The sequence below is a fragment of the Paenibacillus hemerocallicola genome, from assembly GCF_006265175.1.
Lineage (GTDB): Bacteria > Bacillota > Bacilli > Paenibacillales > NBRC-103111 > Paenibacillus_AB > Paenibacillus_AB hemerocallicola.
In genome coordinates this window covers 1-25,760 of sequence record NZ_VDCQ01000055.1, presented here as the reverse complement: position 1 = coordinate 25,760, position 25,760 = coordinate 1, and the positions used below count along the sequence as shown (strand labels likewise).

Below are 25,760 nucleotides of genomic sequence, written 5' to 3'. Positions count from 1 at the left end.
TTCAAATTAGGTGATTGCCGTAATCGGGACGAAGAGAACCGGTCGAGAGGACATCTCGCCGGTTTTCATGTTCCGGTTGCCCCGCCTACACCGGCGTCAGCAGTCCCGTTTTCAGACAAGCCGCCACCAGCAGCTTTTTGACTCCGCCTTCAAAACGGATATGGATCGTTGCCTCATCGAGATGCACGACCTCGCCTTGCCCGAACTTCAGATGATGGGCCGACCCGGTCTCCCGGATGCGAGCCAATAGCTGCTTCTCCTCCGGATTCAATTCCGCCTTCGCCGTTTTTTTCTTGACCGGCTTAGCCCGCTTCGCTTCGGGTGCCGCAGCAGGCTTCCGGACTTCCCGTCCCGCAGCCGTTGCCGATGCCGGATTGGCAGCCGCTTGCCGCGGGCCCGACTGCAGATGACGGACATGAGACATGAATCGCGATTCCTTCGTCTGTCCGCCGTCCCTGATCCGGTACGATAGCAGCTCCAGATGCGATTTCGCCCGCGTCATGCCGACGTAGAACAGGCGTACCGCTTCCTCCATAGGTGCCGTGTCGCCGTTGTCGAATTTCTTGACATCGTCGTTCGAAGGAATGACCCCCTCGATCAAATCGATCATATATACCCGTTCAAACTCGAGTCCTTTCGCGCTGTGCAGCGTGGATAACGTTACCGCATTTTCGGTCTTGTTGCGTCTGGACGAACGCATCGCCGCTTCGAGATCCTTGAGCCTCGCCGCGAACTGCTCCAGCGTATCCAGCCCTTCCGCGATATCCTCCAGCGTATTGACGATGCCGATCAAATATTCTTTGCGAAAGCCGAGCCGCTCGCATAACCTCTCCAGCGCCTTCTCGTACCCCAGCTTGCCGCGGATGGCGCGGATCGCCTGCTGCGGCGGCATCGCCCGAAGCTGGCGGAACGTATCCTTCGCGTCCTGCAGCAGCTTCCTCTGATACTCCTGCGGTTCGGCAAAACGGAGCAAATTGTCGAACACCGACTCGTTGTTGGCGAGCCCCTTAATCGCCGCCATCTGCAGCTTCGTCACGTACCCGATGCATTTCGTATGGATGCTCTCGAAAAGCTCGGCCCGTTTATCCGTATAAGCCATCCTCATGAAATTCAGCACGTCCTCGACGACCCAATGCGAGAAAAAGCGATTGTCGCCGTCCTTCATATAGAACGGAATACCGATCCGGTCGAAAACGTTCATCAGCGAGATCGAAGACGCATTGTTCCGGTACAGCACCGCCACTTCGCGCAGCTGTTCGATACCGGCTATTTTCTCGGCTATATATTTGGCTTGAAATCTGTAGTCGGACAAGCTTTTCAGCACAATCGGCCTATCGGACCTATTGGCGGTAAACATATTTTTGTCGTACCGGTTTTGATTGCGCTTGATAAACCTGTTCGCTATATCGACAATAGTTCGGGAAGACCGATAATTTTGGGTCATCTTCAAAATAGCGGCGCGAGGGTAATGCCGCTTGAAATCGAGCAAATATTGCGGCTCCGCCGCCCGCCAGCCATAGATGCTCTGATCGTCGTCGGCGACTACGCACAGGTTGCCGTGCGCGCGCACCAGCTTCTCGACAATGGCATGTTGGACGAGCGAAGTATCCTGGCTCTCGTCCGTCAGCACATAATCGTACCTGCGCTGATAGCTCGTCAGCAGCTCGCGATCCCGCTCCAGCGCCTCGTTGCCGATGACGAGCATATCGTCGTAATCGATCAGCAGCTTGTCCGCGCCCGACCGCTTGAACGTCTCGTATTCGTGCAGGATACGTTCGGCTTCCGGCACGTCGCATTTGACCTGCGACCACTGCTGCGGCGGGATAAGCTTGTTTTTGACAAAGCTGATGTACGTGGTCAGCTCGTCCATCTGATCGTCGGTGATCAGGGAGCCGACAATCCGGTGGTACAGCTCCCGCAAAATCAGCTTTTTGTGAAGCGGCAGTTTGTCGGACTCGCCGCTTCCGACTTCGCCCGGCGCGATATCTCCTTCGATAAGCCGGTACGCCACTCTTTTTTTGCGAAAATAGTCCCGCATCATCTCGAACGCCAAGCTGTGGATCGTCGAGAAGGCGACGCAATCGTCCGGATAGTCGGGGAAAAAGCGCTTGAACCTCTCCTTCATATCGTTCGCGGACGCCCGGCTGAACGTGATCGCCTTCACCCGCGCGGGAGATACGTCCTTCACCTCGATCAAATAGCCGATCCGCATGATGATCGTCGTCGTCTTGCCGGACCCCGGCGAGGCGAGAAGCAGCAGCGCGCCATCCGTACGAAGCACCGCCTGCTTCTGGACGGCATTCAACGAGACGCCGATTTCCTCTTGCTTGCGGACAAAAAAAGCATCCTCTGGTTCCATGGCCGGTCCCTTCCATCTATTGTTGTGCTGTACGTTAAATTGTAGCATAGAACCAAATCCCCGCTCCAGTATGGACGCCTCCCGGCTTTCGCAAGAACGCTTCAGGAAACTTCCTCAGTCCCGCCAGCAGACTCAGCTATCGCTATACCGTTCACATTGGGCAACATCGACGACATCGAAGGAGTCAAAACTGTGAAATATACAGGGGAACGAACACAATAAAACCTCCGATCACCGAAAAGCGACATTGGCCGCGCATCACCCCATAATCATTAGAAGAATGCCGCATTCATCGTGTCAATAGAAGTTCCCGGACATATCCGAACTATTTTTTATTGGAAAATGCGATCGTGCTAAGAGCTTGACTTTACTCGCAAGCCTATATATCGTTAACTTGAAAACGATTTGCAAGACATGGCTCGACAAGGAGAATTGTGCATGGTTACCAGAGACGAAGTGGCCAGACACGCAGGCGTATCCGTCGCTGTCGTGTCTTATGTCATTAACAACAAGCCTGTCGTGAAAGAAGCAACCCGCCAAAAGGTGCTTCAAGCGATCCGGGAGCTCGGTTACAGTCCAAATTTAACAGCCCGAAGTCTGAAAACGAGAAGAATGAACCAGATTGGCGTGCTGTTCAATCATATCGGCAACCCATTCGAAACGGGAATCGCTCTAGGTCTGGAGCAAAGAGCCAGAAAAGATGGCCAGTCCCTGATTTTCCAAACCTACGACCCGTCGGAAGAAGACCATCTGAAAACGCTCTTCTCAGGACGCGCCGATGCCATTATTTTGCTCGGACAACAATTGAAAGCAGACACGATAGACCATTTCACCAAAATCGGCGTCAATCTCTTCTCGGTTATGATGCCTCAGCAACCACACGCCCGTATCCCTTGCGCAGACATCGACTGGTTTGAAGCCTATCGGGCTATGGTCGACCATCTGATCCGTTTCGGCCACACCCGCATCGGATTTATGGGGGCGCTCAACAGGGAGTCCTATCTCGGCATCCGTTTCCGGCATTTTCGCCAAGCGCTGCTATCGCACGGGCTGGAATTCCGCGACGAGCGGCTCATGCACGGTTCATTCGGTACGTTGGAAATGGCTTATGAGCAAATGGCTTCACGACTGTCAAGCGGAACCGACTTGCCGTTCACCGCCATCGTTTGCGCCAATGACCTTATGGCAATCGGTGTACTGTCCGCCTGCCGGGATAATGGAGTAGCCGTACCCGAACAATTGTCCATCGCTTCTAGTGAAAACATTCTCATGTCCAGCCATACGTCGCCACCGTTGACTACGATTCATTATCCCCGCCGGGAGATCGGCTTTACGACGATTGAAGCGGTCATCAATCATTTGAACACCGGAACTCCATTAACGAACTATACCTTAAACCATGAGTTGTTCGTGCGATCTTCGACCGGGAAAGTGCGCGATTGAGCAAAGGAGACAAGCACGGGTTTGCGATACGCAGCGACGACTTCTACTGACACGATCGGGAGCGGGTTGTTGCCCGTTCCGATTTGCCGCAAAGAAAGCGTTTATCTCCTGAATCATCGCCGGTTCCATCCCCATTCGCCCCGAACATCTGCGGCGTTATTTCCGTGTCAAGTATCCTTATAAATGCGCCGCCGCTCCCATTATTTCCATTTAACGGAATATGAATGCCCATTTGCGGATCGTTCGCATATTCGGCAGATCGATCAGCAGAATTCCAACGGAACAAACCAACACGGCCGGTTGACGTAATCATGACCGTATCTCCGTCGCTCATGCCTGTCAAATCACGCAAGTCATCAATCGTATCTACCTATGCAGAGCATATCGATAGGTTGACACGTCACCGCCTCGGCAGTCTGCGACAGAGCGGCCCTTCCCCACTGTCTCGGAATGTGCCGGGAGAGTCCCGTACCGGAAAAGATTCCCCAGACACCGACTTTACCCCGTTGTCTAGTCCGACCATTCAATGGTACTATTTACCTAGTGTACATAACGATAAGTCCAGGTGATCCATAGATGCAGCGGCCAAACGGATGCCATATCCCCCCATCATCCAATCGATATTCATCGTCATGCCTCCCCGAAGAAGGAGGCCGGTGACCATAGACTCGACACCCCCCGACATACGACCGTTGGAAACGGCCGATTCCATTCAGTCGATCCTTGAAGCGGATGAGGATCGAACGCTCGAAATCGAGAGAAACAGATTCGCTGGCAGGCAAGCCAAAGCTTCCTCCGCCATCGAAGCTGCCTCCCAGCACTACCGGAACGCAATCGACGCCATCGCGGAGGGGGATTGGAGCAGCCGTTTCGATTATTGCTTCAGTCTTTTCGAAGATGGCGCCGAATGCCAGTACATCAGCGGAAATACGCTGTTATCGGAGAAGCTGTACGATCATCTGCTTTTTCGGGCAAGAAACCGTCTGGAACGCCTTCGGGTGTGCCGGGCTCTCATTACGCAGCATGTGAACAAAGGGATGTATGCCGATGCAATCACGCTCGGCCTGCGATGCCTGCGGGAATTTCACATTCGCATCCCCCGGCTCCCCAGCGCCGGAGCGGTCTCGAAAGCGAGAACCGCCGTCAAAAAAATTGCAGCCGACCATTTGCCGCAGCTGGCGGCATTACCGCAAGCCAGAAACACGGACGCTCAGGAGGCTATCGAGCTTGTCCTTAGCCTGTTGTTCCCCGCTCTCGCTGCCGACCGTAACGTCTTTACCGTCCTGTTCGCCAAATTCGTGCAGCTTTCCCTGAAGTATGGCCATACTCCCGGCTTCCCCGCCGCCTATGCCTTTTACGGACTGCACCTTTGCTACGATTTGGAGCGATACGAAGCGGGACTGCGGCTGGTAAAGGCAGCGTACGAAATCTCCGAGAGCGCCCCGATCCCGACGATCCACAGCACGATAACCTACGTGCTGGGCAAAGCGACATTTCACTGGGGAGGTGACGCAGAGACGGGCGAAGCTCTGTTCTCCCGGGCCATCGAGCAAGGAATGAGTGCGGGAAATTATGCATTCGCCGGTCTTGCGATGATTGAGCATGTTCATGCCGCGTACACGCGAGGAACGCTGGAGCATGTATATGTGCTCGTGCAACGCTATTTACCGCTCGTGATCAAAACCGATCTGTCCCTGCGTCTTCTGGCCTTCTGCGATTATTTGCAGCTGATTCTCATCTATACCGGCTCTATCGCCGACAATGCCTACGATATGGTGCGGCTGAACGGGTCTTACGCCGACGCCGGGGCCGAAGACAAGGCTGTCGACAAATTTCATCTATTCCGAATCTGCACCTTCCGAACGCAGCAGTACTACTTGCAAGAGAACTATTCCGAGGCCGTTCGGGCGGCCGAAGCGGCGATTCCGTTCATCTCCTCCGCCCGTATCGTTCCGCTTTATCAGGAGCATCTATTTTATTACGCTCTGGCCATCTGCGCGGCCTGGGATACGTATCCGGGCGGCGAGAAATTCGCGGTGAAGCATAAGCTGAAGCATATCCAGGAACAAATGAAGAAGTGGGCGACGGTAAATCCGGGATATTACAAGCACAAGCACGAACTGATTTCGGCCGAGATCGAGCGCCTCTCCGGCCGCGAATCGACAGCCATCGGCCTGTACCAGAGGTCGATCGTTTCCGCTCGCGAAGGCGGCTATATTCAGGATGCAGCGGTGGCCAACGAGCTTTTCGCCCATTTTTTCTTATCCAAAGGCATCGAGAAGGCCGCTCGTCTCTATATGAACGACGCTTATGAAGGCTTCAAAGAATGGGGAGCGGTAATCAAAGCGCGCTCCATACTGGATCGGTATCCGGAGCTGCTTCCGAAGGAGGAGCAAAAATCCGACGCGGAAGGAAGAGATCGGCGGTCGGCGACCCGCGGCTCAACGAACGAATCGGATCTGTCCAGCGTTTTGAAAGCGGCCCAGTCGTTTCTGGAGGAGGCCGATCCGGAGCTGCTGCTGCGCAAGCTCATGCGGATCCTTTTCGATAATACCGGAGCCGAGAGAGGCTGTATCCTCCTGGAGAAGGAAGGGCAGCTCTATATGGAACTCGTCATCGCAGCGAATGCAGACGATTCGCTCTCCCGCGTATCGATCCCGTTAGAGCAGTATCCTCATCTGTCCGGCAGCATAGTCCGTCACGCGGCTTCTTCGTTAGCGCCGGTGAAGGTGGACGATGCGCGTCTCGATGAACGATTCCGCGAGGACCCCTACATTCGGGACCATCGTCCGATATCCATCCTATGTCTTCCGATCTCGAGACCGGAACATCCGAACGTTCTGCTTTATCTGGAAAACAATTCGGTTTCCCGCGCTTTTGAGCAGTACCGGGATGAGGTGCTGAGGCTGCTTGCCTGTCAGGCGCATTACGTCGCTACGATGCTGCGCCCGATGGAGCGGACGTTTCCGCTGAATCGGTCAAGCGATGGCCAGACCCGCCCGCTTCTTCTCGATCCGCTGACCTCGAGGGAAATGGAGGTGCTGCATCTAATGGCAGGCGGACTATCCAACCGGGAAATATCCGAGCAAATCGACGTCGTCGTCGGCACGGTCAAAAACCATATCAAAAACATATTCAGCAAGCTCGGCGTCAGCAGCAGGATGAAGGCGGTGTCCCGGGCCAAGGAGCAGCGGCTGCTCGCCGACTGAACCACAAAAAACTACGACAGCTTAATTCGCGTACAAAAGTGCATGTACCGCTTGGTCGGCAAAGGCCGGCTGCCTTTGCAGATGCTTGGGGGACCGAGAATTCAACAAGTAGCGGAACTGGAGTATGCTATTGACCCGAATACCGTGGCGATTTTCAAAATAAGGGAAAACCATTCCGCTATTCCGCTGTTCACGATCATATTCACCCCGAATGATGAGATAACGGAATTCGGTTCCGTTATCTTCAAGAGTGTAACGGAATTTGGGACAATAACGGAATATAGTTCCTTTATTTACGGCAACACATTGCTCCCGCTTCATCTGGAGACTCCAGTTGTATGCGGATTATGCTGGCGTACCGCCAAAAAAAAGATGCCGCATCGGACGGATTCGATCCGCCCTGCGGCATCTTGCGTGTTTCATTCCCTCTTACTCGAAATACGTGAACTCCCAGTCGCCTTCCTCCGCGCTCCATTGGGTCGCGTCCGTATACTCCGGCACATCGGCGAATTCAAGCGTATACTCCACTTCTTCCCCGGCCTTCAAATTCACCGACAGATCGGTAAAATAATGATCGGCTACTTGCTTGCCCTCGCCGGCGGCATTGTAAAGAAAAACTTTCACATCGACTTTATTGACTTTCTCGATATGTTTCCCGCCAATATTTTTGAACTTCCCGATCGCTTTCAAAACGCCGTTCTCATAACCGACGCCCGTTACTTCAAAATCAAGCGCTCCGGCTGCCGTTTCCGGGGCTGGCGCGACTTCTGCTGCTACTTCAGCTGCTACCTCAGGCGCGGCTTCTGCCGCGACTTCAGGCTCGGCTGCAGGCTCGGCTGCAGGCGCTTGCTCCTCGATATAGGTAAATTCCCAGTCGCCTTCTTCTGCGCCCCATTGGGTGGCGTCCGTATATTCCGGAACATCGGTGAATTCCAGCGTATATTCTACCGACTCGCCGCTGTTCAAATTCACTTTAAGGTCGGTAAAATAATGATCGGCTACTTGCTTGCCCTCGCCTGCTTCATTATAAAGAAAAATTTTCACGTCGACTTTGTTGACGCTCTCGATCCGCTTGTCCCCGGTATTCTTGAACAGGCCGTTGGCCTTCAATACTCCGTTCTCATAGCCGACCGAAGTAATCTCGAAATCCATGGCCGGTTCTGCCAGCGCTGCCGACGAAACGCCGAACAAAGAAACGAGAACCAAAAGCGCGGCTAAAACATACTTCATGTTCTTCTTCATCTCTACTCTCCTCATCCTATACAAGCAAGTTGTCTAACTAGCTCATATTGTATCGATTTCCGTCGGGACGGGCATGTCTCCAAAGTAATAGAGGTCAAAGGAAATTGCCGCAAAACGGCTGCCTCATGCAGCATGGGAAACGTGAGGGAAATGAATAGCAGTACCGAAACCGACAAATATATAGTAAGATAAAGAAATACAGACATGAGGGGGCATTTGCATGAGGATTAATCGATTTCTAAAGCTGAAATGGAACTCCTTGTTCGTCAAGCTCCTCATTTCGTTCATTGCGATGATTCTGTTTCTTCTGTCGTTCAACTTCCTCTCCCTGACCTTCTTCAAGACGAACATCCAACAGGAAATTATCCGTTACAATACGCTCGGACTGGACAAGACGGTAGACGGCTACGAGAAGCATTTCAGTCTCATCCAGAACGACCTGCTGCTGATGAGCTTCAACGAGACGTTGAACGCGATAGCCAAATCCGAGACCGCATACGACTACGGAGCCGTTGCATCGGTGCTGCGGCAGATCCAGACGATGACGAACAATACGTTTCTGTACATGAATAATTTGCTCGTCTATATGCCCAACCATTCCTATGCGATCGAGAAAAACGGCACCAGCAGCGCCGCCGACCTGTTCGTCACCAATTTTGTCAGTCCCGCCTACGGCAAATCGTTCTGGACGGAGCAGCTGAAGGAAAAATACGCCTTTCGCGTGTTCCCCGCCGACCGCTTCCGCAAAATCGACAGCGTCGGCCCGGTCAGCGATCTCGGGCTCCTGTTTCCGATAGCCTCCAAAAGAGGCACCGACAACAATCCGTTGCTGATCGCGCTCGTCGACGGCGAGAAAATGTTCGAGCGTTTTCACTTTTCCATTAACGATAGCTTCCTCATCTTGGACGAAACGGGGACGCGGTTGTTTGCCAAGGGAGACGCTTTCGATGCGGACGCTTCAATGTATCCCGAGCTCGAAGGACATACGATCCGGGACGAATTGTATTACTTTTACAAAAAAGGCCCGTATACCGGATTTACTTATGTAAACGTCATTCCGCATGCTTATATCGCGTCCCAGGTTTCAAGGCTGAACGCCTTGCTGCTCTCGATTATGGCGGCGGCCGTCCTGACCGGCATCGCGATCTCGGTCATCTTAAGCTATAAATTCAACAATCCGATCCAGCAAATGATCGAAGGGATGAAACAGTCGGGCAACCCTCCCGTCATCCGGAGCGGCATCCACGAATGGAATTGGATCAACGAGAAAATGGCCGATATGGCTCAATCGAACCGGGAAATGAGCTCGGACCTGACGCACAAAACAAGTCTGCTGAAGCAGTACGGCTACCTTCGAGGGGCCAAATCGCTGTATCCGATGAACGCGATCCGCGAATTGATCGAGACGGACAAGCCGTATTACTTGCTCGTATTCCAGATGGCGTTCACGAGGAATTACCGCGAGCTGACCGAGGAGACCCAGGAGAAGGCGAGCTACTTTATCCAAGAGTTCATCAACTTGAACATTGCGGAGCATTTTACCGATGCGGTGACTTTGCAAGCGGAGAAAAATCAGGTTTTGACACTCGTATTCGGCGAATCGAATCGCGACAAGCTGCTCGACGTGCTGACCAAGCTGAAGCAAGTGTTCGACCGCGACAAAGCATACTGCCAGTTGACCGTGGCGTTCCACCCGGAGCCGCTGCAAGCATCGGGACTCGCCGCCGGATACGAGAAATGCCGCCAAATGCTGCTGGCGCGTTGCATGACCGACGACATGCAGATCGTAACGGAGCATACCCCGTACGAGGAAGATCCGTTCCTATTCCTGCCGTCCGCCCAGGAACGCGAGCTGGCAGCCCAGCTGCAGGCCGGGGAGGCCGAGAGGGCCGTCGCAATCGTCGGACGCCTGCTGAGGCAAATGGAGCAGAAGGCGATGAACTCGCATCAGTTTACGCTGTTCGGCAAAGAAATCGCCTCCCAGCTTATTAAAGCGCTGCTTACGCACCATCTCGATGTCGGCGCTTTGATGGAAAGCCACTCTCCATACGCCCAAATCCAGGAAAGCCGCACCGTCGAGGAGCTGGAGCGCGTACTGACGGCATGCATCGAGGAGACGTGCCGGCTGATCCGGCAAAAGAAAGACCGTCACGACCCGGTCAAGGAGTTCGTGCTCGACTATATCGAGAAGCATTACAACGAGGACATTTCCCTGGAAATGGCGGCCGAGCAGCTGCAGCGGTCGCGCAGCTATTTGTCCACCTATCTGAAGGAAAAGACGGGCATGACCTTTACCGATTATTTGCATGACCTGCGCATCCGCCGCGCCAAAGAAATGCTGGGCGAAAAAGACGTCCGCATCAACGAAATTTCGGAGAAGATCGGCTACCAGAACGTCAATTCGTTCATCCGCATGTTCAAAAAAATATGCGGCGTCACGCCCGGCGAATACCGCCGCCTCCTGATCCAGGAAGGGGACGACGCGCAGCAGACTTGAAGGCAAGAAGGCCGCACGGCATAAGCTGCTCCGTGCGGCCTTCTATTTGCGCCACCCGGCGCTTATCAAAAGTTGCTCGTCCGCCTATTCCTTCAACGAACCGATCATCACGCCTTGGACGAAATATTTTTGCAGGAACGGATAAATGCAGACGATCGGCAGCGTCGTAATAACGATCATCGTATATTTGAGCTGCATCGAGAACAGCATCCGGTCCAGCGCTTCCCTCATGTCCTGCATCGTCGGGTCCTGGTTTTGGATCAAAATCTTCATCAAATACAAGGAAACCGGCTGCAGCTTCACATTCGACACATACAGCATCGCATTAAAATAGTTGTTCCAGTGCCCGACTGCGTAAAAGAGCGTGAGAACCGCCAGCACCGCTTTGGACAGCGGAAGTACGATCCGGAACAAAATCCCGATATCGTTGGCCCCGTCCATTTTGGCCGACTCGAACAGGCTCTCCGGAATGTTCTGGAAAAACGTGCGCGCGATAATGATGTTGAAGGCGCTGACCGCTCCGGGCAGAAGCAGCGCCCATCTCGTATCGTACAAGCCCAGCTCGTTGATCAGAATGAAGCTCGGGATGAGTCCCCCGCTGAAAAACATCGTCACTACGACGCCGACCATTATGACCTTGCGTCCGGAGAAAGTGCGCCGGGATAGCGGGTAGGCGGCGAGAAACGTCATGACGACATTGATCGCGGTACCGACGACGGTGTAAAACAGCGTGTTTCCGTATGCGACCCAAATTTCTCCGTTCTCGAACACCTTCTTGTACGTTTCGAGGGAAAAGCCTTTCGGAAACAGCCACACCGAGTTGTTCATGACGTGAATAGGGTCGCTGATCGACATGCTGAGCACATAGACGAACGGGTACAGCGTAATGAGGAGGGCGACGGCCAGAATCGCGCAAATGAACCCGTACGATATCCGATCTCCCCAAGTTCTTCTTGACATATTCACGGTATCAGCCCTCCTACCATAACGAAGATTGGGATAGTCTGCGCGACAGCGCATTGACGCTGATGAGCAAAATCAAATTGATCACGTTATTGAACAGTCCCACCGCTGTCGCGAAGCTGTAATCCTGGTTCAGCACCCCTCGCCGGTAGACGAACGTGGATATGACGTCCGCAGTCTCATACGTAAGCGGATTGGACAGCAGCAGCACTTTTTCCACGCCGATATCCATTAGGTGCCCCATCTGCATAATAAACATGATGACGATGGTCGGAATAAGACTCGGTATCGTAATATGCCACATGCGGGTCCATCGTCCGGCGCCGTCCATTTCCGCCGCTTCGTACAGCTGCGGATCGATGCCGGCGATGGCGGCGAGATAAATGATCGAGCCCCATCCGAACCCTTGCCAGATGCCGGAGCCGACGAATATCGTCCGGAACCAGCCGGGCTCGGCCATGAAGTTGATCGGCTCCATGCCGATCAACACGAGCGCTTGGTTGACGATGCCTTCCCGGAGTCCGGTGAAGCTGACGACCATGCCGGCAATGACGACAATCGAGATGAAGTGAGGCAAATAGCTGACCGTTTGCACCAGCCGTTTGTACAGCTTGTGCCTGACCTCATTTAGCAGCAGGGCGAAAATTACGGGGGCCGGGAACCCCCACACCAGCGAGTAGAAGCTGAGAAGAAGCGTATTTTTCAGCAGCCGCCAAAAATAGGGAGCCGTGAAAAACTCTTCGAAATAGCGGAACCCGACCCACGAGCTGCCCAAGATGCCTTTCAAGGGCTGAAACTTTTTGAACGCGATGATGATGCCGTACATCGGAACGTAATGAAACACCACGTAATAAATCAACACCGGCAAAATGAGCATATACAAATATTTGTCGCGCTCCACCGTTTGCCGAAACCGTTTCGACCAGCTCTTCTTACGGGGGAGAAGAGCCGTTTGTTCTATATAGTCCGCTTCCGTTCGCACGGTCTTTCACCCTCCCGTTCCGATCGGCCGGTCACTTTTTGTACCGGTCGTATTGTTTTTGTTTCACTTGAAGCACTTTGTCGATGCCGAGCGCTTTGACCTGATTCGTGAATTTATCCCAATCGATCGGCTCTACGCCGGTTACGAATTTGGCGATCGTCGAATCGACATAGGTCGTAATCTCCGACTGGTATCTGGCAAGCGTCTCGGATTCCTCGACCGATGGAAGCGAGTAAGGGTTCGCCTCGGTCAGGTAAGACTCCACCTTATTGGCCTGCTCTGCGCTTTTCGGATCCAGTGCCATAATTTCCTTGACCTGCAAAGACAACGGACCTTCGGTCGCGCGGATCCAAGGCATCGTCGGCGTAGCCCCGAGCGAACGGAGAGCCGTGTTGATGTCCAGTCCTTCCGGATTTTTGTACGCGAATTCCGTAAACTTCGGCTGACCGTTCACCATCGTGTAGCTTTTTCCTTCGATACCGAACGTGAGGAACCGGTTGCCTTCCTCGCTCGCGTAGATGTAGTCGAGGAATTTGATCGCCACTTCCGGGTTTTTGGCATCCTTCGTAATACCGTACCAGCCGCTGATCGGGCCGTATTTCTCGTAGAAGCCTTTGTCGCCGTCCGCCGCCGGCGGTACGGTCATGTTCCAGACGACCGATTGCTCGCCCGCTTTCTTCATGGCCGACTCGAAGCTCGGTTTGCCGTTCAGGAACCGGTTCGTGACGCCCGCTTCGCTGCGGGTAATGTTGGCGCGGGTCGCATCCGACGTCTTGGTCATAAATTCGGGGTCGATCAACCCTTCCTTGTACAGCTTGTTCAGCCAGACAACCAGCTCTTTCGCTTCCGGCTTCAGCCATTCGAACTGCACCTTGCCGCTCTTGTCCGGATAGTAGCCGGAGCTGTAGAACAGATGCAAGCCTTTCGCGCTGCCGAATACGGTAAGCCCTCTCAGCTTCAGGTCGGGTACGAAAGGAATCTCGTCAGGCTTGCCATTGCCGTTCGGATCTTTTTCTTTGAACGCTTTCAAAACGGCGTACCACTCGTCCAACGTCTTCGGTTCTTTCAGTCCCAGCTTATCCAGCCAGTCTTGACGGATCAGGATGCCGTAAGGGTCCGAGTAGGCTACGCCTGAAGTGACCGATGATATCGCGTAAAGCTTGCCGTCCGGGGAGCGCATCTTCTTGTCGATTTCCGGATTGTCCTTCAAAAACTTGCTGATGTTCGGAGCATATTTATGGATAAGATCGTCGAGCGGAATGATCAGCCCGTCGTCGGCCGTCTTCACCGGATCGGCCGTAGGAAGCGTGATGATGTCGGGCAAATCTTTGCCTGCCGCCAGCTTCACGTTCATGACGTCGTTGTATTGATCGTTGGGCGTCACGATCCAGTTGATTTTGACGCCGGTTCTTTTCTCGATTTCCTGCCACACCGGAAACCCTTTCGTATAGCTGTAAGGAGAGGCGAAGTCGCGAGCGGCTATGCCGAGCGTAACGCTGCCGTCTTTTACGATCGGGAGCGTGTAGCCTTCGACCGGAGCATTGCTATTCGGAGCAGCCGCCTTTCCGTCGTTCGAGGCGTTTTTTCCCGCGCCTTCGTCCGAGCCGCATCCCGCTAGTGCGACCGTCGCTGCCAATACGGCGGATATGGCCGTGAAACCCCTTTTCTTGTTTACCATAAAGCTTTGGCCTCCTCTTCGAATCTTGATTAGCGGCGACACCGCTTTAACGCAAATGGCCGACCGCCATTGCATCGCCTTGCCCGAACTGCCGCTTGGCTAAACTATAAACGAGAAATGACGGTGCGAACCATCGCCCATTTGTAGAAACGTCGACGGGATCGCCATAATCGAAAGATCGGCATATTAAAAAACAATCGGAATATCGTCTGCTGACCGCTATCGGTAATGCCGACGACTAAATCCCATATATGTAAGTGTGTCTGTAGTTTTCCCCGCGCGCATTACGAGCATCCTTTCCCCACAGTTAATCCTTTGATTTCCCTCGGATGCCGATCGTTACTGGAACTTCGTCGCTCTCCCATACGTTCGACAAAAGCCCGCTCAGCTAAACAACAAGCTGAAACGGGCTTCTATGGATTTTTACTATTCAAAGCTCACCGAAATCATAATAGTTCAATATGCCGGGCATGACCACGCTCATCACGTCGTCTTCCTCGTACTTCTCGGATATGACCCAATCCGAGATGCTGCGCAGCGGGCTGTCCGACGTAACCGACCCGACCCTTGCGTCCAACGCGGCGGCAAGCTGCACGACAAGCTGCTGCCGTCCTTCCGTATGAAAATCGACCGTGAACGCTTCCTTCCCGGCATGATCGACATGTCCGATCATATCGATGCATCGGATGACATCGTACGCGCGCATCGCAGCCAAGCTGTCGCCAAGCCATATCAGGTCGTCCGTCAGCTTATGGATGACGCCGAAGAACGGGTGAGCCGGCTTGCCGTATATCGCGTAAGGCTCATGCGGTCCGACGCCGGAGCTGTTCAGCACGAGCACGTCCCGCCCCTTGCCGCACGTTTCCCGAATCCAAGACCAATGCTCCGCCAGCCGGCTCGTCCCTCCGAGCCACACGCCCACCGTAACGGGCCTCCGTCCGGCATGCTCGGCTCCCTCGCTCCGGAACATATACCCGCTGTTCATAAGACCGGACTGAGACCACCAAAGCCGGTATTCCACATGCAGCCCATCCGCCGTTCCCGTTGTAATACGACGCACATTTAAATCGCAACGCTTTCGCGGAACGATCACCTTCTCGCGAAGCCACGCCAGCGCCTCCCGCTCCTTGTCGTCCGATCGCTCCCCGGTCCGCATCCGCCGCAGCTGCCCGCAACGCGAAATAATCTCGTCATGGACGGTTTTGGCGTCGGGCAAGCTTTGTACGACTTGTCCATTGCTTGTGCAGAGGAGACGCTCGACGGGCAGCGGAGTCAACGGGGATCGATCCGCGGCGACCGGCTCGGTTCGAACGGATAAATGCTCGCGAAAAAATTCGGCCGCCCCCTGGGCCAAGCGATCCGTATAACGGTGCGTCGACTCGTCCTCCTCCATCCGCAGCAGATCGCTCTTGCCATGCATCTCCCAGAAACGGCCGCAACGGGAGACCGTGCGCCGCGTCGCTTCGATCGGGAAGAAATCGTATTGCACCGCCAGCACGAGCAGCGGCTTCGGCGCAAACGACAGCAGCAAGTCCTCGTGATCGAAGCCGACGGCGGTCAAGCCGGCCCATATTTGCTCGGCATCCTGCACGCCGCCTGCATGCATATATTGTTGGCGGTTCATAATAAAGGTAGCCGGAGCTGCGGCAGCGAGCCTGTCGTCGCATACCATCATCATCGCCGTCTGCGTGCCGCCGCCCGAATTTCCGGTAATCGCTATGCGCGCCGGATCCACTTCCGGACGTCCGCACAAATAATCGACCGCACGCATCGCATCATGGATGAAATAGCGCGCGACGCTTTCGCCGAGCAAATGGCATTTTACGCCGAAGTGCTGATGCTCCCGCGTTCCCCATATTACGTCGTTGCTCCCCTTGTCCGGGTCCCAGAGGCTTAGCCGTTCCCCTTGTCCGATCGGATCGATCGCCAAGACGATCAAGCCCGCCTGGACAAAACGCAAACATACTTCATGATAGTAGGCGCAGTGCTTGGCCTCGTATTCGTGTCCGCTAAGGAACAAAACCGCGGCGGAACGCTCCTCCCGTCGATCGGGCAAATAAAGGTTCGAGGTTACGTAATGGCCGGGCCGCGACTCGAATATGACGTTCTCGACGCTGTATCCGTTGCCTTTCGAAGTCCCGGTCGTCCTTGCATTCAACGGCGCGTCCGTGGACGGCAGCCCGCCGATCGCGGTCAGGAACGCTTCTCTCATCCCGGCCTGACGAGCCTTCAGCTGCTCCCGATCCAACACGCGGTCGCGAGCACGATCCCCTTCTTCAAATGCCCGATCCGCCCGGTCGAAAATATGACGCTTCAATTGATCGCGCGTATCGTACAAGGTGCAGCAGTAACGTTCGAGCTCGGATATCCGGGACATATTCAACGACTCCTTTTTCTGTTAAGCTTGAGAGTGTACATCTAGAAATCGATTACTATACGATCAAAATTATAGCATTGAATCCTTTTGCTTGGCTAGTCTCCGGTTCCGATTTGTTTTTGTCGAAAATTTCCATCGATCCCCTCCGGCAATGGCTATCGACCGGAAAGGAAAAGCCGGCTTCAGCCGGCCCCCTGCTGTCCATATAAGAAGTTCGATAGTATAAAGAGCCTTAAAGAGCCTTCACCTAAAAACCGGTTCGATAAATCGCCTGATTGTCCAGCCCTCTTATAACGGGAGTCCACCGCTCGGATTCGGGCGTGGCGTCCAAAGCATCCTCGACCATCTGCAGCTTGGCGTCGAGCGCATCAATATGATGAAGTGCCACCGCCTCGGCCATCTGCGGCTGTACGGGACTTCCCCACTCTCCCAGATTGTGGTGGGAGAGAACGAGATGCTGCAGGGCGATGATGCGATCCGAGTCCGCAGGCATATTATGCAAGATCGCGGCTTCCGTAATCCAATTCGACGCCAGGCTGATATGGCCGATCAATTTTCCCGGAACGCTGTATTCGCTTACGATTCCGAGCTGCGCGACCATTTCTTCCGGCTTCGCGATATCATGCAGAATGATGCCGGCCTTGATCAGATCGGCGTTAAGGAACGGCCGCTGTCTGCATATGAACTCCCCTACCTCCAGCATCCTGACGATATGGTAGGCGAGCCCGGCGCAGTAGGCGTGATGATGCGTTTTCGCTGCCGGATAGTGCAGCAGCTTCTCTTCGACCTTGGAGACGCAATGCTGCACGATCGTCTTGATGTCCGCATCGGCTATCGATTGCACCGCTTGCTGAATCGTGTATACGAGATCGACGGGGCGAATCGGCGCCGAGCGGATAAAGTCGGTTATAGATACTCCGTCCCGCTCTGTCGCCTTGCGGATTTTCATAATTTTGACCTGCTGTTTTTCCCGGTACATTTGAACGAGGCCGCGTACCTTGACGAGCCCCATCGGAAAAAAAGCTTCCTTGTCCGCCGGAGAAACGTCCCAATACTTAGCCGGCACCTGACCGCTGGAATCGCATAGCACGATGTCGAAATAATCTTTGGCCGGCGTCGAATTGGTCTGCTTGAGCTCCAATTCCTTGAGCAAATAAAAACCGGTAAACTCCTCTTGATTAGTCAACTGCTTGATTAATGTCATCTGCTATCCCACCTTATGCAAAAAGCCTCTTTCCTTATTATAGCAGCATTTCGCGCCAGGAAACAGAACATGTGTTCTTTTTTTTTTACTGCAAAGCCTTTCTTCTTCTACTTGCTGACTCCACGAGTTCGGCAAGACTCTACGGAACATTCAGTTCCACCGAGGATGTTTTTCCGCGGGTTCCCGCCGTATAGCGGAACTGTTGTTCCGTTTGGTCTGCCATACGCGCTTCCTTCGCCGCATAGCGGAACGGTTTGCTCCTCTTCGATCCGGCAGCGGAGCTCTTGTTTCCGCTATTCCGCATGCTTGAAAAGCAATAGGCCCGACTCGCTTCAATGCGGCCCGGTCTCTTTCCCCTCGCATGCAACGCTATTTTTGCATTCATCGACGGACTACTGTATATACAGGAAATATACAAGTTTTCGTTGACAGCAACTTTATCAACATGTATGTTATACATGTAAGTTTTAATTCAACTATTTTATGGAAAAAGGAGGTCTTATGACGAAAATAGGCAAGCTTTGCGGCTACTCTTTCCGGTTCGGCACCCTGTTCGCCCGAATGTAAGCGCTTGCCAAACACTCGCAACCAGAAACTTGCCCTTCAGACACAGCTAAACGAGTCGAGGAGTTGATGATGGTGCTGCGATTTTTAGCGAAAGCGTTGCGCGAACGATTGTCTTTGCTGTTGATTCTTATGCTAGCCCTGCAATCGTTCGGTATCGCCACATATGCGGTTTATGCGGAGGAGGCTCCCAACATGCTACAAGAAACGGTGCCGCCGGCCAACAGCGGCTTCGAAGAAACGGCGGGCGGCAAGCCGACCCGGTGGATTGCCTACAACGGCCAGCAAATATACGCGTCGGTTACCGAGCAGGTGTACGCCGGCACGTACAGCGTCAAGCTGACGAACCCTTCTTCGTCCGCCGGCTTGCGCAGCGTCAAAGTCCCTGTAACTCCCGGCACGTCGTACCGGGCTTCCGTCATGTCCTACAACGCGGATACGAATTCCCAGCTGTACTTGGAATTTTGGGACTCTTCCAATACCAGAATTACTCCCGTGAGCATCAAAACGAACAGCACGCGCGGCGAGTGGTCGCGCATGGAGATCGAGCAGACGGCTCCCTCGAACGCCGCCTACGCCACCCTGCTGCTCTACTTGAGCAGCGCCAACACGGGAACGGCCTATTACGACGAGGCTTATTTCGGTCTCGCGAAGCTCCCTCCCAACCCCGGCTTCGAGCTGGTGGCGGACGGCAAGCCTACCCAATGGATCGCCTACAATGCGCAGCAGCAGTACGAGTCCGCGACCGATCAAGTGTATGCCGGCACGTACAGCGTCAAGCTGACGAACCCTTCGTCGTCCGCCGGTCTGCGCAGCGTGAAAATCCCCGTCGTCCCCGGTACGGTATACGAGGCGTCAGTCAAATCCTACAACGTGGACAAAGGCTCCGAGCTGTATTTGGAGTTTTGGAATTCGTCCAACCAGCGCATCACGCCTGTCAGCACGAAAGCGAACAAAACGATCGGCGGCTGGGCCGATATCCGGATCAGGCAGCAAGCGCCGGCCAACGCGGCAACTGCGACGCTGCTGCTCTACCTGGGCAGCGCGAACACCGGCACCGCCTACTTCGACGAAGCGTCCTTCGGTCTCGCCCCGGCCGAGCAGGCCGAGTTCGACCATCTGGCCGTCAACATCTCGAAGACGCTTTACGAAGTCGGAGATACCGGGGCGATCCGCTGGTACGGCCTGAAAACGGACGGCTCGCTGTTGGACGCCTCCACCGTTTCCCAGGTTACGTATGAAAGCAAAACTCCCGGCGTCATCGCGATCCACCCGACTACCGGCAGCTTCCAGGCGCTCGCTCCGGGCAGCAGCGTCATTCAGGTCAAGGCAACATCGGACGGCGTAACCCGCACGTCCAGAATTACGCTGCGCGCCGACAATTTCAGCGGGCCGATAAGCGGCAGCAAGACGGAGAGCACGTTCTACACCGCGGCCAAGCGGGCGAATATTGCTAGCAATATCGCACAGTACGGCTGGGCTCAGGCGCAAAGAGACGCGGCCGTCACGAATGCGGCACCCTATTTGGCGATAAACGACGAACGGCTGTGGAGCATCGTAACGCCGCAAAGCGTATCGCGCAGCCTCGGCATCGCGACCCGTTATCTGATTACACAGAAGCCGAGTCCGGATCCGGACGATTCGACGATTCGCGATTTCGGCAATTACCCGTGGAAAATCGACGTTCTGAATCATCCGTGGAAGCTGCAAAGCCCGGTGACCGGACGATTTTTCCCGACAAACGATTTCGCTTCGTTCTACGCGAGCGGCCTCGACGCCCACGGCATGTTCGATTACGAGCTCGCCATGCGAAACGGCTCCGCCTACTTGACGAATACGCAAAATCCGGGCTCGACCTGGGGAATCGACGACGGCTGGGGATGGCCCGACGAGAACGGCGACATCTGGACGTTTATCGCTTACTACAACCATTGGGGCATCTGGTATAACGGCTTTATTATGAAGGCGCTGAACAGCTTGCGGGACGCGTATTTATTTACCGGAAACGCCGAATATGCGTTCAAAGGCCTGCTGCTGCTCGACCGCGTCGCCGACGTATACCCGGATCTCGACGTTACGGCGTATCCATGGGGCAAAGGCTTCGACAACGGCGATCCGTCCGGCCATTCCGCGCAAGGCAAGGCGGTCAACGATATTTGGGAAACGGGCCTCGCCAAGGCGCTGCTGTATGCCTACGATGCCTTCTTCCCCGCGATGGACGGGCTGGAGCAAAGGCTCGCCGTCTTCTTGTCCGCCAAAGCGCAGGCGTACGATATGGCCAATCCGAAGCATACCGTCGGCGCTATCCGCAAAAACATCGAGGACGGGATCGTCCGCGTCGTATACCCGGGCGTCCGCGAATCGCAAATACGCGGCAATATGGGCATGCATCAAAGCGCGCTGGCGCTTGCCGCGGTCGTGCTAGACGAACCCGGCACCTCCAAGGACTGGCTCGATTTCGTCTTTCAATCCGGGGACCTGATCCGCGTAACCGATCCCGATGCGCCATACGGCCGACAGTATCGGGTGACCGGAGGCGACATGTCCCGGTTGTTGGTCGACGAGGTCGATCAGGACGGCATGGGCAACGAGGCGGCTCCCGGCTACAATGCGGGCTGGCTGCGCAACTTTTTGGAAACGGCGGAAGTATTGGACGGCTATGAACGATACCCGGAGTACGACTTGTACCAGAACGTCAAATTCCGGAAAATGTTTTTCTCCCATTTCCAGCTTACGCAGCTCGGCAAGTATACGCCGTCGATCGGGGACTCCGGACTGCTCGGCTCGCCCGGCGTGATCGGCGATATCAGTCAGGATATTTTGGCTTTCGAGCATTGGGGAGATCCCGAGCTCGGACAGCTCATTTATATGAAAAACGGCAACAGCACCGACGGCTTGCACGGCAGCATTTTCTCGTCCGATCCGGAGCGGACCGGCGCCGATATCGCCGACATCATTGCCGCCCAAGGGGAGCTTACGCTGGACAGCACCGTTATGAACGGCTATGGCTTTGCCGCTCTGCGCGACGGAACGCCGCGCTCCCGGCCAGGCGGAACGGTATATGCCTTTAAAGATTTGCCTATAGTATCGGCCAATCGCGGCACGAAGTATTTGACCAATTACGGAGCGCTGCTGTTTCAAAATCTCGACGGAGCCGGTGCGGAAATTACATTTGAATTCGACGTTCCCGCTGACAGGCACTATGAGATCGCGATGCTGCCCAACAAAGCGCCCAGCTACGGCCAGTATGCGTATTCTATCGATGGGCAGCCCGTCGGCACCTACGACTTCTACGGCGGGTCGGCGCCGACAGCCTTCTCCGTCCTGGACGAACGCGAGCTTACAGCCGGCACCCATACGCTTACATTCGCCTACGCCGGGAAGGCGCCGGAATCGACCGGCCATTATGCGGCTTTTAAAGAGCTCGCACTGCTGACCCCCGAGCAAAGAGAGCAGTGGAACTACGCCGAGCTCGATACGCAGCGCTCCGTCTGGATGTATTACGGGCGCAACGGCGGTCACGGGCATCGCGACACGCTCAATCTGGGCGGTCACGCATACGGGATGGATCTCGCTCCCGATCTCGGTTACCCCGACATAACGGGCAACGATCCGAAGCGGGTGGAATGGACGTCCAATACGATCGCCCACAACACGGTCGTCGTCGATCAGTCGAAGCAGCGCAACTCGATTATCGGGCTCCCGCTCCATTTCGACGGCGGCGGCAAAGTGAAGCTGTTCGATGTGGAAGCGCCCAAAGCTTACCCGGACACGGATCTGTACCGCCGGACGACAGCGCTCATTCGCGCCGACCGGGAACAATCGTACGCCGTCGACTTTTTCCGCGTCGAAGGCGGAAGCTCGCATACGTTCAGCTTTCACGGGGCGGACGCGGACGTAACGTCCGAGGGGCTGCAGCTGGTGCCGCAGCAGGACGGCAGCGGCCAGTACGTCGGCACCTATGCCGGGGCGAATGTACCCTATGGGCAAAAGGAGCCCGGCAGCGGCTCGGGCGGCAGCTATATGGGAAGCGGCTTCCACTACTTGTACGACGTGGACCGGGCCGCCGCTCCGCAAGCTCCGTTCAGCGTGGACTGGAAGGTGAAGGATACCTGGAACGTGTATGATCAGGATCCCGACGTGCATCTCCGCCTGACGATGCTGAACCCTGTCGACGAAGTGGCGCTGGCTAGCGGCAAGCCGCCGCAAATGAACGCGAACAGCCCGGAGTCGGTGCGCTATATGGTCGCCTCCCGGAGCGGCGCGAACCTCGCATCCACGTTCGTCTCGGTCATCGAGCCTTACAAGGACAACCGGATTATCGAATCGATCGCATCGGTGCAGATCAAGAACGGGGCGACCGTCGTGCAGAACAATTCCATTCAGGCTGTAAAAGTCGAGCTGACCGACGGCCGAACAGACTATATTATTTACTCGCTCGACCCGAATACGACCTACACGATTGACGGCCGCCTGCAATTCCAAGGATTTTTCGGCGTCTATTCGGAACGAAACGGACTGTTCGACTATGCTTATACGCATGACGGTCGTTTGCTCGGCTTGTCGGGGAGCGCCGTCATCGACGAGCCGCATGGCCGTCTTAGCGGAACTGTCGTAGATTTTACGCGGGAGCTGTCGCCGCATAATCAAATCGTGGCGGAAATGAATCTGCACGGAGTTCAGCCGGAAACGCTGGTCGGTCGGATGCTTGTCGCCGACAACGATGCGGTACGCAACGGAGCGTATACGATCAAGGGTGTCACGGCGCTGGGAAGCTCCCGTTACGCGCTCGATATCGGTGACATTACGCCCATACGCGCCTATGTCGATGCCAACGACTTCGAACAGGGTTTTGTGTACAATATTGCGGCACAATCCGCTTTTTACATCGCGCTGACGCACGAGCGCGCATCGCTGTCCTCCGTGAAGCTCGGCGGACTCGCGGCGACGCCGATGGCCGATACGACGCAGCAAGCCGTCGTGACCGCGACCTACGGCGACGACAGAACGGTAGACGTTACCCCATGGGCGTCGTACAGCAGCACTAATCCCAGTATCGCGAAGGTTTCCTCGACCGGGCTCGTCACCTTCAAGAAGGCGGGCACGACGGTCATCCAGGCGACGTACGGGGGCAAGCAGTCCGCTCCGCTGAGCCTCCAGGTGCAGTGAATCGGAGGAGCAATTCCGGGACGGTCGGGTGTTGTGTCTGCCCCGCAGCGACGGAGCAAGTGCCGCGAAGAAGCGGCGGACGAAAGCCGGCGACAAGCCGGCTTTTGTCGTATTGTCGGTTATGTTATCATTATTTTGAATAAGACAGGACACGCTCGGACAGGAGGGGCCGCAGTGAGAGCAAGCTCCCAGAAATACGCCAGGCTCCTGCATGAGCTGAAGCTGATGATCGTCGGCGGCGAGCTGAGGAAAGGCGACTATATGCCGTCGGAGAATACGCTCGTGCGGCAATTCGGCGTCAGTCGTCCTACCGTGCGCAAGGCGGTAGCCGAGTTGGCCGACCAAGGCTTGCTGGACACGATTCCGGGCAAGGGCAGCGTCGTTCGCGGGCTGGAGTGCTCCGAGCTCCAAGTAACGGTGCTGAATTTATACTGGTACATGCCTTCCCACGAGTATCCGCTCATCCGCAAAATCGTCTCGCGCTTCAACGACGAGCATACTCACATTCAAGTCCGGCTCGTGCCTTTTCAGAGCGAATCTACCCCTTCGATCTATGCGGGCTACCGCAGCGGCAACAGCCGCGACCATAAGCCCGACCTGATGAGCATCACGAACCGGTTCATGATGGAGCTGCGTTCGGAGCCGATTCATACGATTCTCCGTCCCTTGGACGGGCGGGACGTTAACGAGCATGTATATCCGTTTCTATGGAAAGCGAACGTGCACGACGGACGGCTGTACGCGGCCCCGATCACCTTCTCTCCGGTCATGCTGCTGTACAACAAGTCGATGTTCGATCAGGAGGGCATCTCTTATCCGGATATCGGTTGGAAGTGGGACGACTTGGCCGCGGCGGCTTCCAGGCTGACCCGGAGAGCCGACGACGGTACGATTCAGTACGGGTTTGCCTTCTCGCCCTCCTTCTTTCGTTGGCCGTTGTTTTTCCTGCAGGCGGGAGGGCGCTTCGTCCGGAACGGCGATGCGTGCCAGACGGGTCAGGAAGACAATGCCGGCATCCGCTTCATTCTCGACCTGCTTTACAAGCATCAGTCGGCGCCGCTGCTGCTGCGAAGCGTCGGGCTGAGCGAGCAACTGTTTCAAAAGGGCAAGGCGGGGATGATTTTATCCACCTTTTATTTAAGCGAGCAGCAAAACCGCAGCGACGCGTTCGAATGGGGAGCCGCCAAATTCCCGGCCGGCGCCGTAGACAAATCGCTGGCGATTTCCACCAGCATCGGCATCAGCGCGGAATGCGCTCACGTACAGGAGGCGCTGACGTTTATCCGTTATGTGCTGTCCAAGCCGATTCAGGCCTATATCAAAGCGAACGGCACTACGTTGCCGGCCGCGCCCGAGGTGGCGGAATCCGCTCAATATCCGCACAGCGCCTTTCGCGGAAGCGGTTATTACACGTTCAAAGAGACACTGTCCGATATCGAGCTCGTGCATGCGCTCGGACTCGACTTCAGCCAAGTAAACGAGTTGACGACCGCCATGGAAATGGTATGGTGCCGAACCGAAACGTTCGAACGGGTATGGCGATCGTTTCTCCGAGCAAACGAATCGTAAAGCGAGGGAGCTTTAACCATTCAGCCGTTTTAGCCGTTTTAGCCGTTTTAGCCGTTTTAGCCGTTAGGCCGTCATCCGGTCAGCGGCTACCCGGTCGGCTCTTCGACCATTCACCCAACATTCGGACCAGCAGTCATTCAGCATTTAGAAAAACTGCGAATAAGTCTCTCGAAACTACCCTAGACAGCTAACGAATAACAATGAAGAGAGGGTCCCTCCGCAAAATAACTGTAAAACATGCAGGTAAATTCGGAAAAAAGGGGATTATCGCCGAAATAAATGGAAAATATGCCGGTAAAACGACGCAGACCGAAAAAGGGGCGTTGAAGAGCAAAAATAACTGTATATTTTCCAGTTCGCAACGACCGCAGTATCGTTCTTCACCAAAATAACTGCATATTTTACAGCTCGTTCTTGTTATTCGCCGGCCCTTCAGCGTCCGGGGCGTCCGGCATTCAGCATTCAGCATCCAGCATCCAGCATTCAGCATTCAGCATTCAGCAT

13 protein-coding genes are annotated in these 25,760 nt (G+C 55.1%); 5 read left to right on the top strand and 8 right to left on the bottom strand.

The annotated features are described in order from the left end of the window. Positions 1 to 85 precede the first annotated feature (85 nt). Entirely contained in the window at positions 86 to 2,359 is a 2,274-nt protein-coding gene (locus tag FE784_RS29460; RefSeq protein ID WP_139605844.1) for an ATP-dependent helicase, read from the bottom strand. Positions 2,360 to 2,797: 438 nt separating this feature from the next. Between FE784_RS29460 and FE784_RS29455 the strand changes: the two genes are divergently transcribed. Then, entirely contained in the window at positions 2,798 to 3,802 is a 1,005-nt protein-coding gene (locus FE784_RS29455) for a LacI family DNA-binding transcriptional regulator (protein ID WP_139605843.1), read from the top strand. Between the two features lie 43 nt (positions 3,803 to 3,845). On the opposite strand, the gene FE784_RS29450 is transcribed toward FE784_RS29455, so the two are convergent. Then, positions 3,846 to 4,115 carry a hypothetical protein gene (locus FE784_RS29450; protein ID WP_139605842.1) on the bottom strand — a complete coding sequence of 90 codons (270 nt, stop codon included), beginning with the start codon at positions 4,113 to 4,115 and terminating at the stop codon, positions 3,846 to 3,848. 343 nt (positions 4,116 to 4,458) lie between these two features. Between FE784_RS29450 and FE784_RS29445 the strand changes: the two genes are divergently transcribed. Next, positions 4,459 to 7,011 carry a helix-turn-helix transcriptional regulator gene (locus FE784_RS29445; RefSeq protein WP_176706623.1) on the top strand — a complete coding sequence of 851 codons (2,553 nt, stop codon included), beginning with the start codon at positions 4,459 to 4,461 and terminating at the stop codon, positions 7,009 to 7,011. A 429-nt stretch (positions 7,012 to 7,440) separates the two neighbouring features. Here the strand turns inward: FE784_RS29445 and FE784_RS29440 are convergent, their stop codons facing one another. Further along, complete coding sequence (locus tag FE784_RS29440) at positions 7,441 to 8,253, bottom strand: Cna B-type domain-containing protein (RefSeq protein ID WP_176706622.1); 813 nt, start codon at positions 8,251 to 8,253, stop codon at positions 7,441 to 7,443. 220 nt (positions 8,254 to 8,473) lie between these two features. Between FE784_RS29440 and FE784_RS29435 the strand changes: the two genes are divergently transcribed. After that, entirely contained in the window at positions 8,474 to 10,750 is a 2,277-nt protein-coding gene (locus FE784_RS29435) for a helix-turn-helix domain-containing protein (protein WP_139605839.1), read from the top strand. Positions 10,751 to 10,834: 84 nt separating this feature from the next. On the opposite strand, the gene FE784_RS29430 is transcribed toward FE784_RS29435, so the two are convergent. The 5 genes from FE784_RS29430 to FE784_RS29410 all read right to left on the bottom strand — a co-directional run bounded on the left by FE784_RS29430 (position 10,835) and on the right by FE784_RS29410 (position 17,954). Further along, positions 10,835 to 11,710: a carbohydrate ABC transporter permease gene (locus tag FE784_RS29430; protein ID WP_139605876.1), complete on the bottom strand. Its 876-nt coding sequence runs from the start codon at positions 11,708 to 11,710 to the stop codon at positions 10,835 to 10,837. A gap of 19 nt (positions 11,711 to 11,729) precedes the next feature. Then, positions 11,730 to 12,590: an ABC transporter permease gene (locus tag FE784_RS29425; RefSeq protein ID WP_139605875.1), complete on the bottom strand. Its 861-nt coding sequence runs from the start codon at positions 12,588 to 12,590 to the stop codon at positions 11,730 to 11,732. Positions 12,591 to 12,726: 136 nt separating this feature from the next. After that, entirely contained in the window at positions 12,727 to 14,373 is a 1,647-nt protein-coding gene (locus FE784_RS29420) for an extracellular solute-binding protein (protein ID WP_176706621.1), read from the bottom strand. Positions 14,374 to 14,803: 430 nt separating this feature from the next. Beyond that, a complete protein-coding gene (locus FE784_RS29415; protein WP_139605837.1) occupies positions 14,804 to 16,750 on the bottom strand; it encodes an alpha/beta hydrolase family protein in 1,947 nt (648 codons plus the stop codon). A 247-nt stretch (positions 16,751 to 16,997) separates the two neighbouring features. Further along, positions 16,998 to 17,954, bottom strand: coding sequence for a 3'-5' exoribonuclease YhaM family protein (locus FE784_RS29410; RefSeq protein ID WP_139605836.1), 957 nt, complete (start codon positions 17,952 to 17,954; stop codon positions 16,998 to 17,000). Between the two features lie 759 nt (positions 17,955 to 18,713). Here FE784_RS29410 and FE784_RS29405 point away from each other — a divergent pair. Both FE784_RS29405 and FE784_RS29400 read left to right on the top strand, forming a co-directional pair. Beyond that, the gene (locus FE784_RS29405; protein WP_176706620.1) at positions 18,714 to 23,687 is read left to right on the top strand and encodes an Ig-like domain-containing protein; all 4,974 of its coding nucleotides are present in this window, start codon (positions 18,714 to 18,716) and stop codon (positions 23,685 to 23,687) included. 174 nt (positions 23,688 to 23,861) lie between these two features. Then, a complete protein-coding gene (locus FE784_RS29400) occupies positions 23,862 to 25,256 on the top strand; it encodes an extracellular solute-binding protein (protein ID WP_139605834.1) in 1,395 nt (464 codons plus the stop codon). Positions 25,257 to 25,760 lie beyond the last annotated feature (504 nt).

Bases quoted from the DNA above. Each gene is read 5' to 3' on its own strand.
- FE784_RS29460 (WP_139605844.1), bottom strand. From the start codon at position 2,359: ATGGAACCAGAGGATGCTTTTTTTGTCCGCAAGCAAGAGGAAATCGGC.
- FE784_RS29455 (WP_139605843.1), top strand. From the start codon at position 2,798: ATGGTTACCAGAGACGAAGTGGCCAGACACGCAGGCGTATCCGTCGCT.
- FE784_RS29450 (WP_139605842.1), bottom strand. From the start codon at position 4,115: ATGATTACGTCAACCGGCCGTGTTGGTTTGTTCCGTTGGAATTCTGCT.
- FE784_RS29440 (WP_176706622.1), bottom strand. From the start codon at position 8,253: ATGAAGAAGAACATGAAGTATGTTTTAGCCGCGCTTTTGGTTCTCGTT.
- FE784_RS29435 (WP_139605839.1), top strand. From the start codon at position 8,474: ATGAGGATTAATCGATTTCTAAAGCTGAAATGGAACTCCTTGTTCGTC.
- FE784_RS29430 (WP_139605876.1), bottom strand. From the start codon at position 11,710: ATGTCAAGAAGAACTTGGGGAGATCGGATATCGTACGGGTTCATTTGC.
- FE784_RS29425 (WP_139605875.1), bottom strand. From the start codon at position 12,590: ATGCTCATTTTGCCGGTGTTGATTTATTACGTGGTGTTTCATTACGTT.
- FE784_RS29420 (WP_176706621.1), bottom strand. From the start codon at position 14,373: ATGGTAAACAAGAAAAGGGGTTTCACGGCCATATCCGCCGTATTGGCA.
- FE784_RS29415 (WP_139605837.1), bottom strand. From the start codon at position 16,750: ATGTCCCGGATATCCGAGCTCGAACGTTACTGCTGCACCTTGTACGAT.
- FE784_RS29410 (WP_139605836.1), bottom strand. From the start codon at position 17,954: ATGACATTAATCAAGCAGTTGACTAATCAAGAGGAGTTTACCGGTTTT.
- FE784_RS29405 (WP_176706620.1), top strand. From the start codon at position 18,714: ATGCTACAAGAAACGGTGCCGCCGGCCAACAGCGGCTTCGAAGAAACG.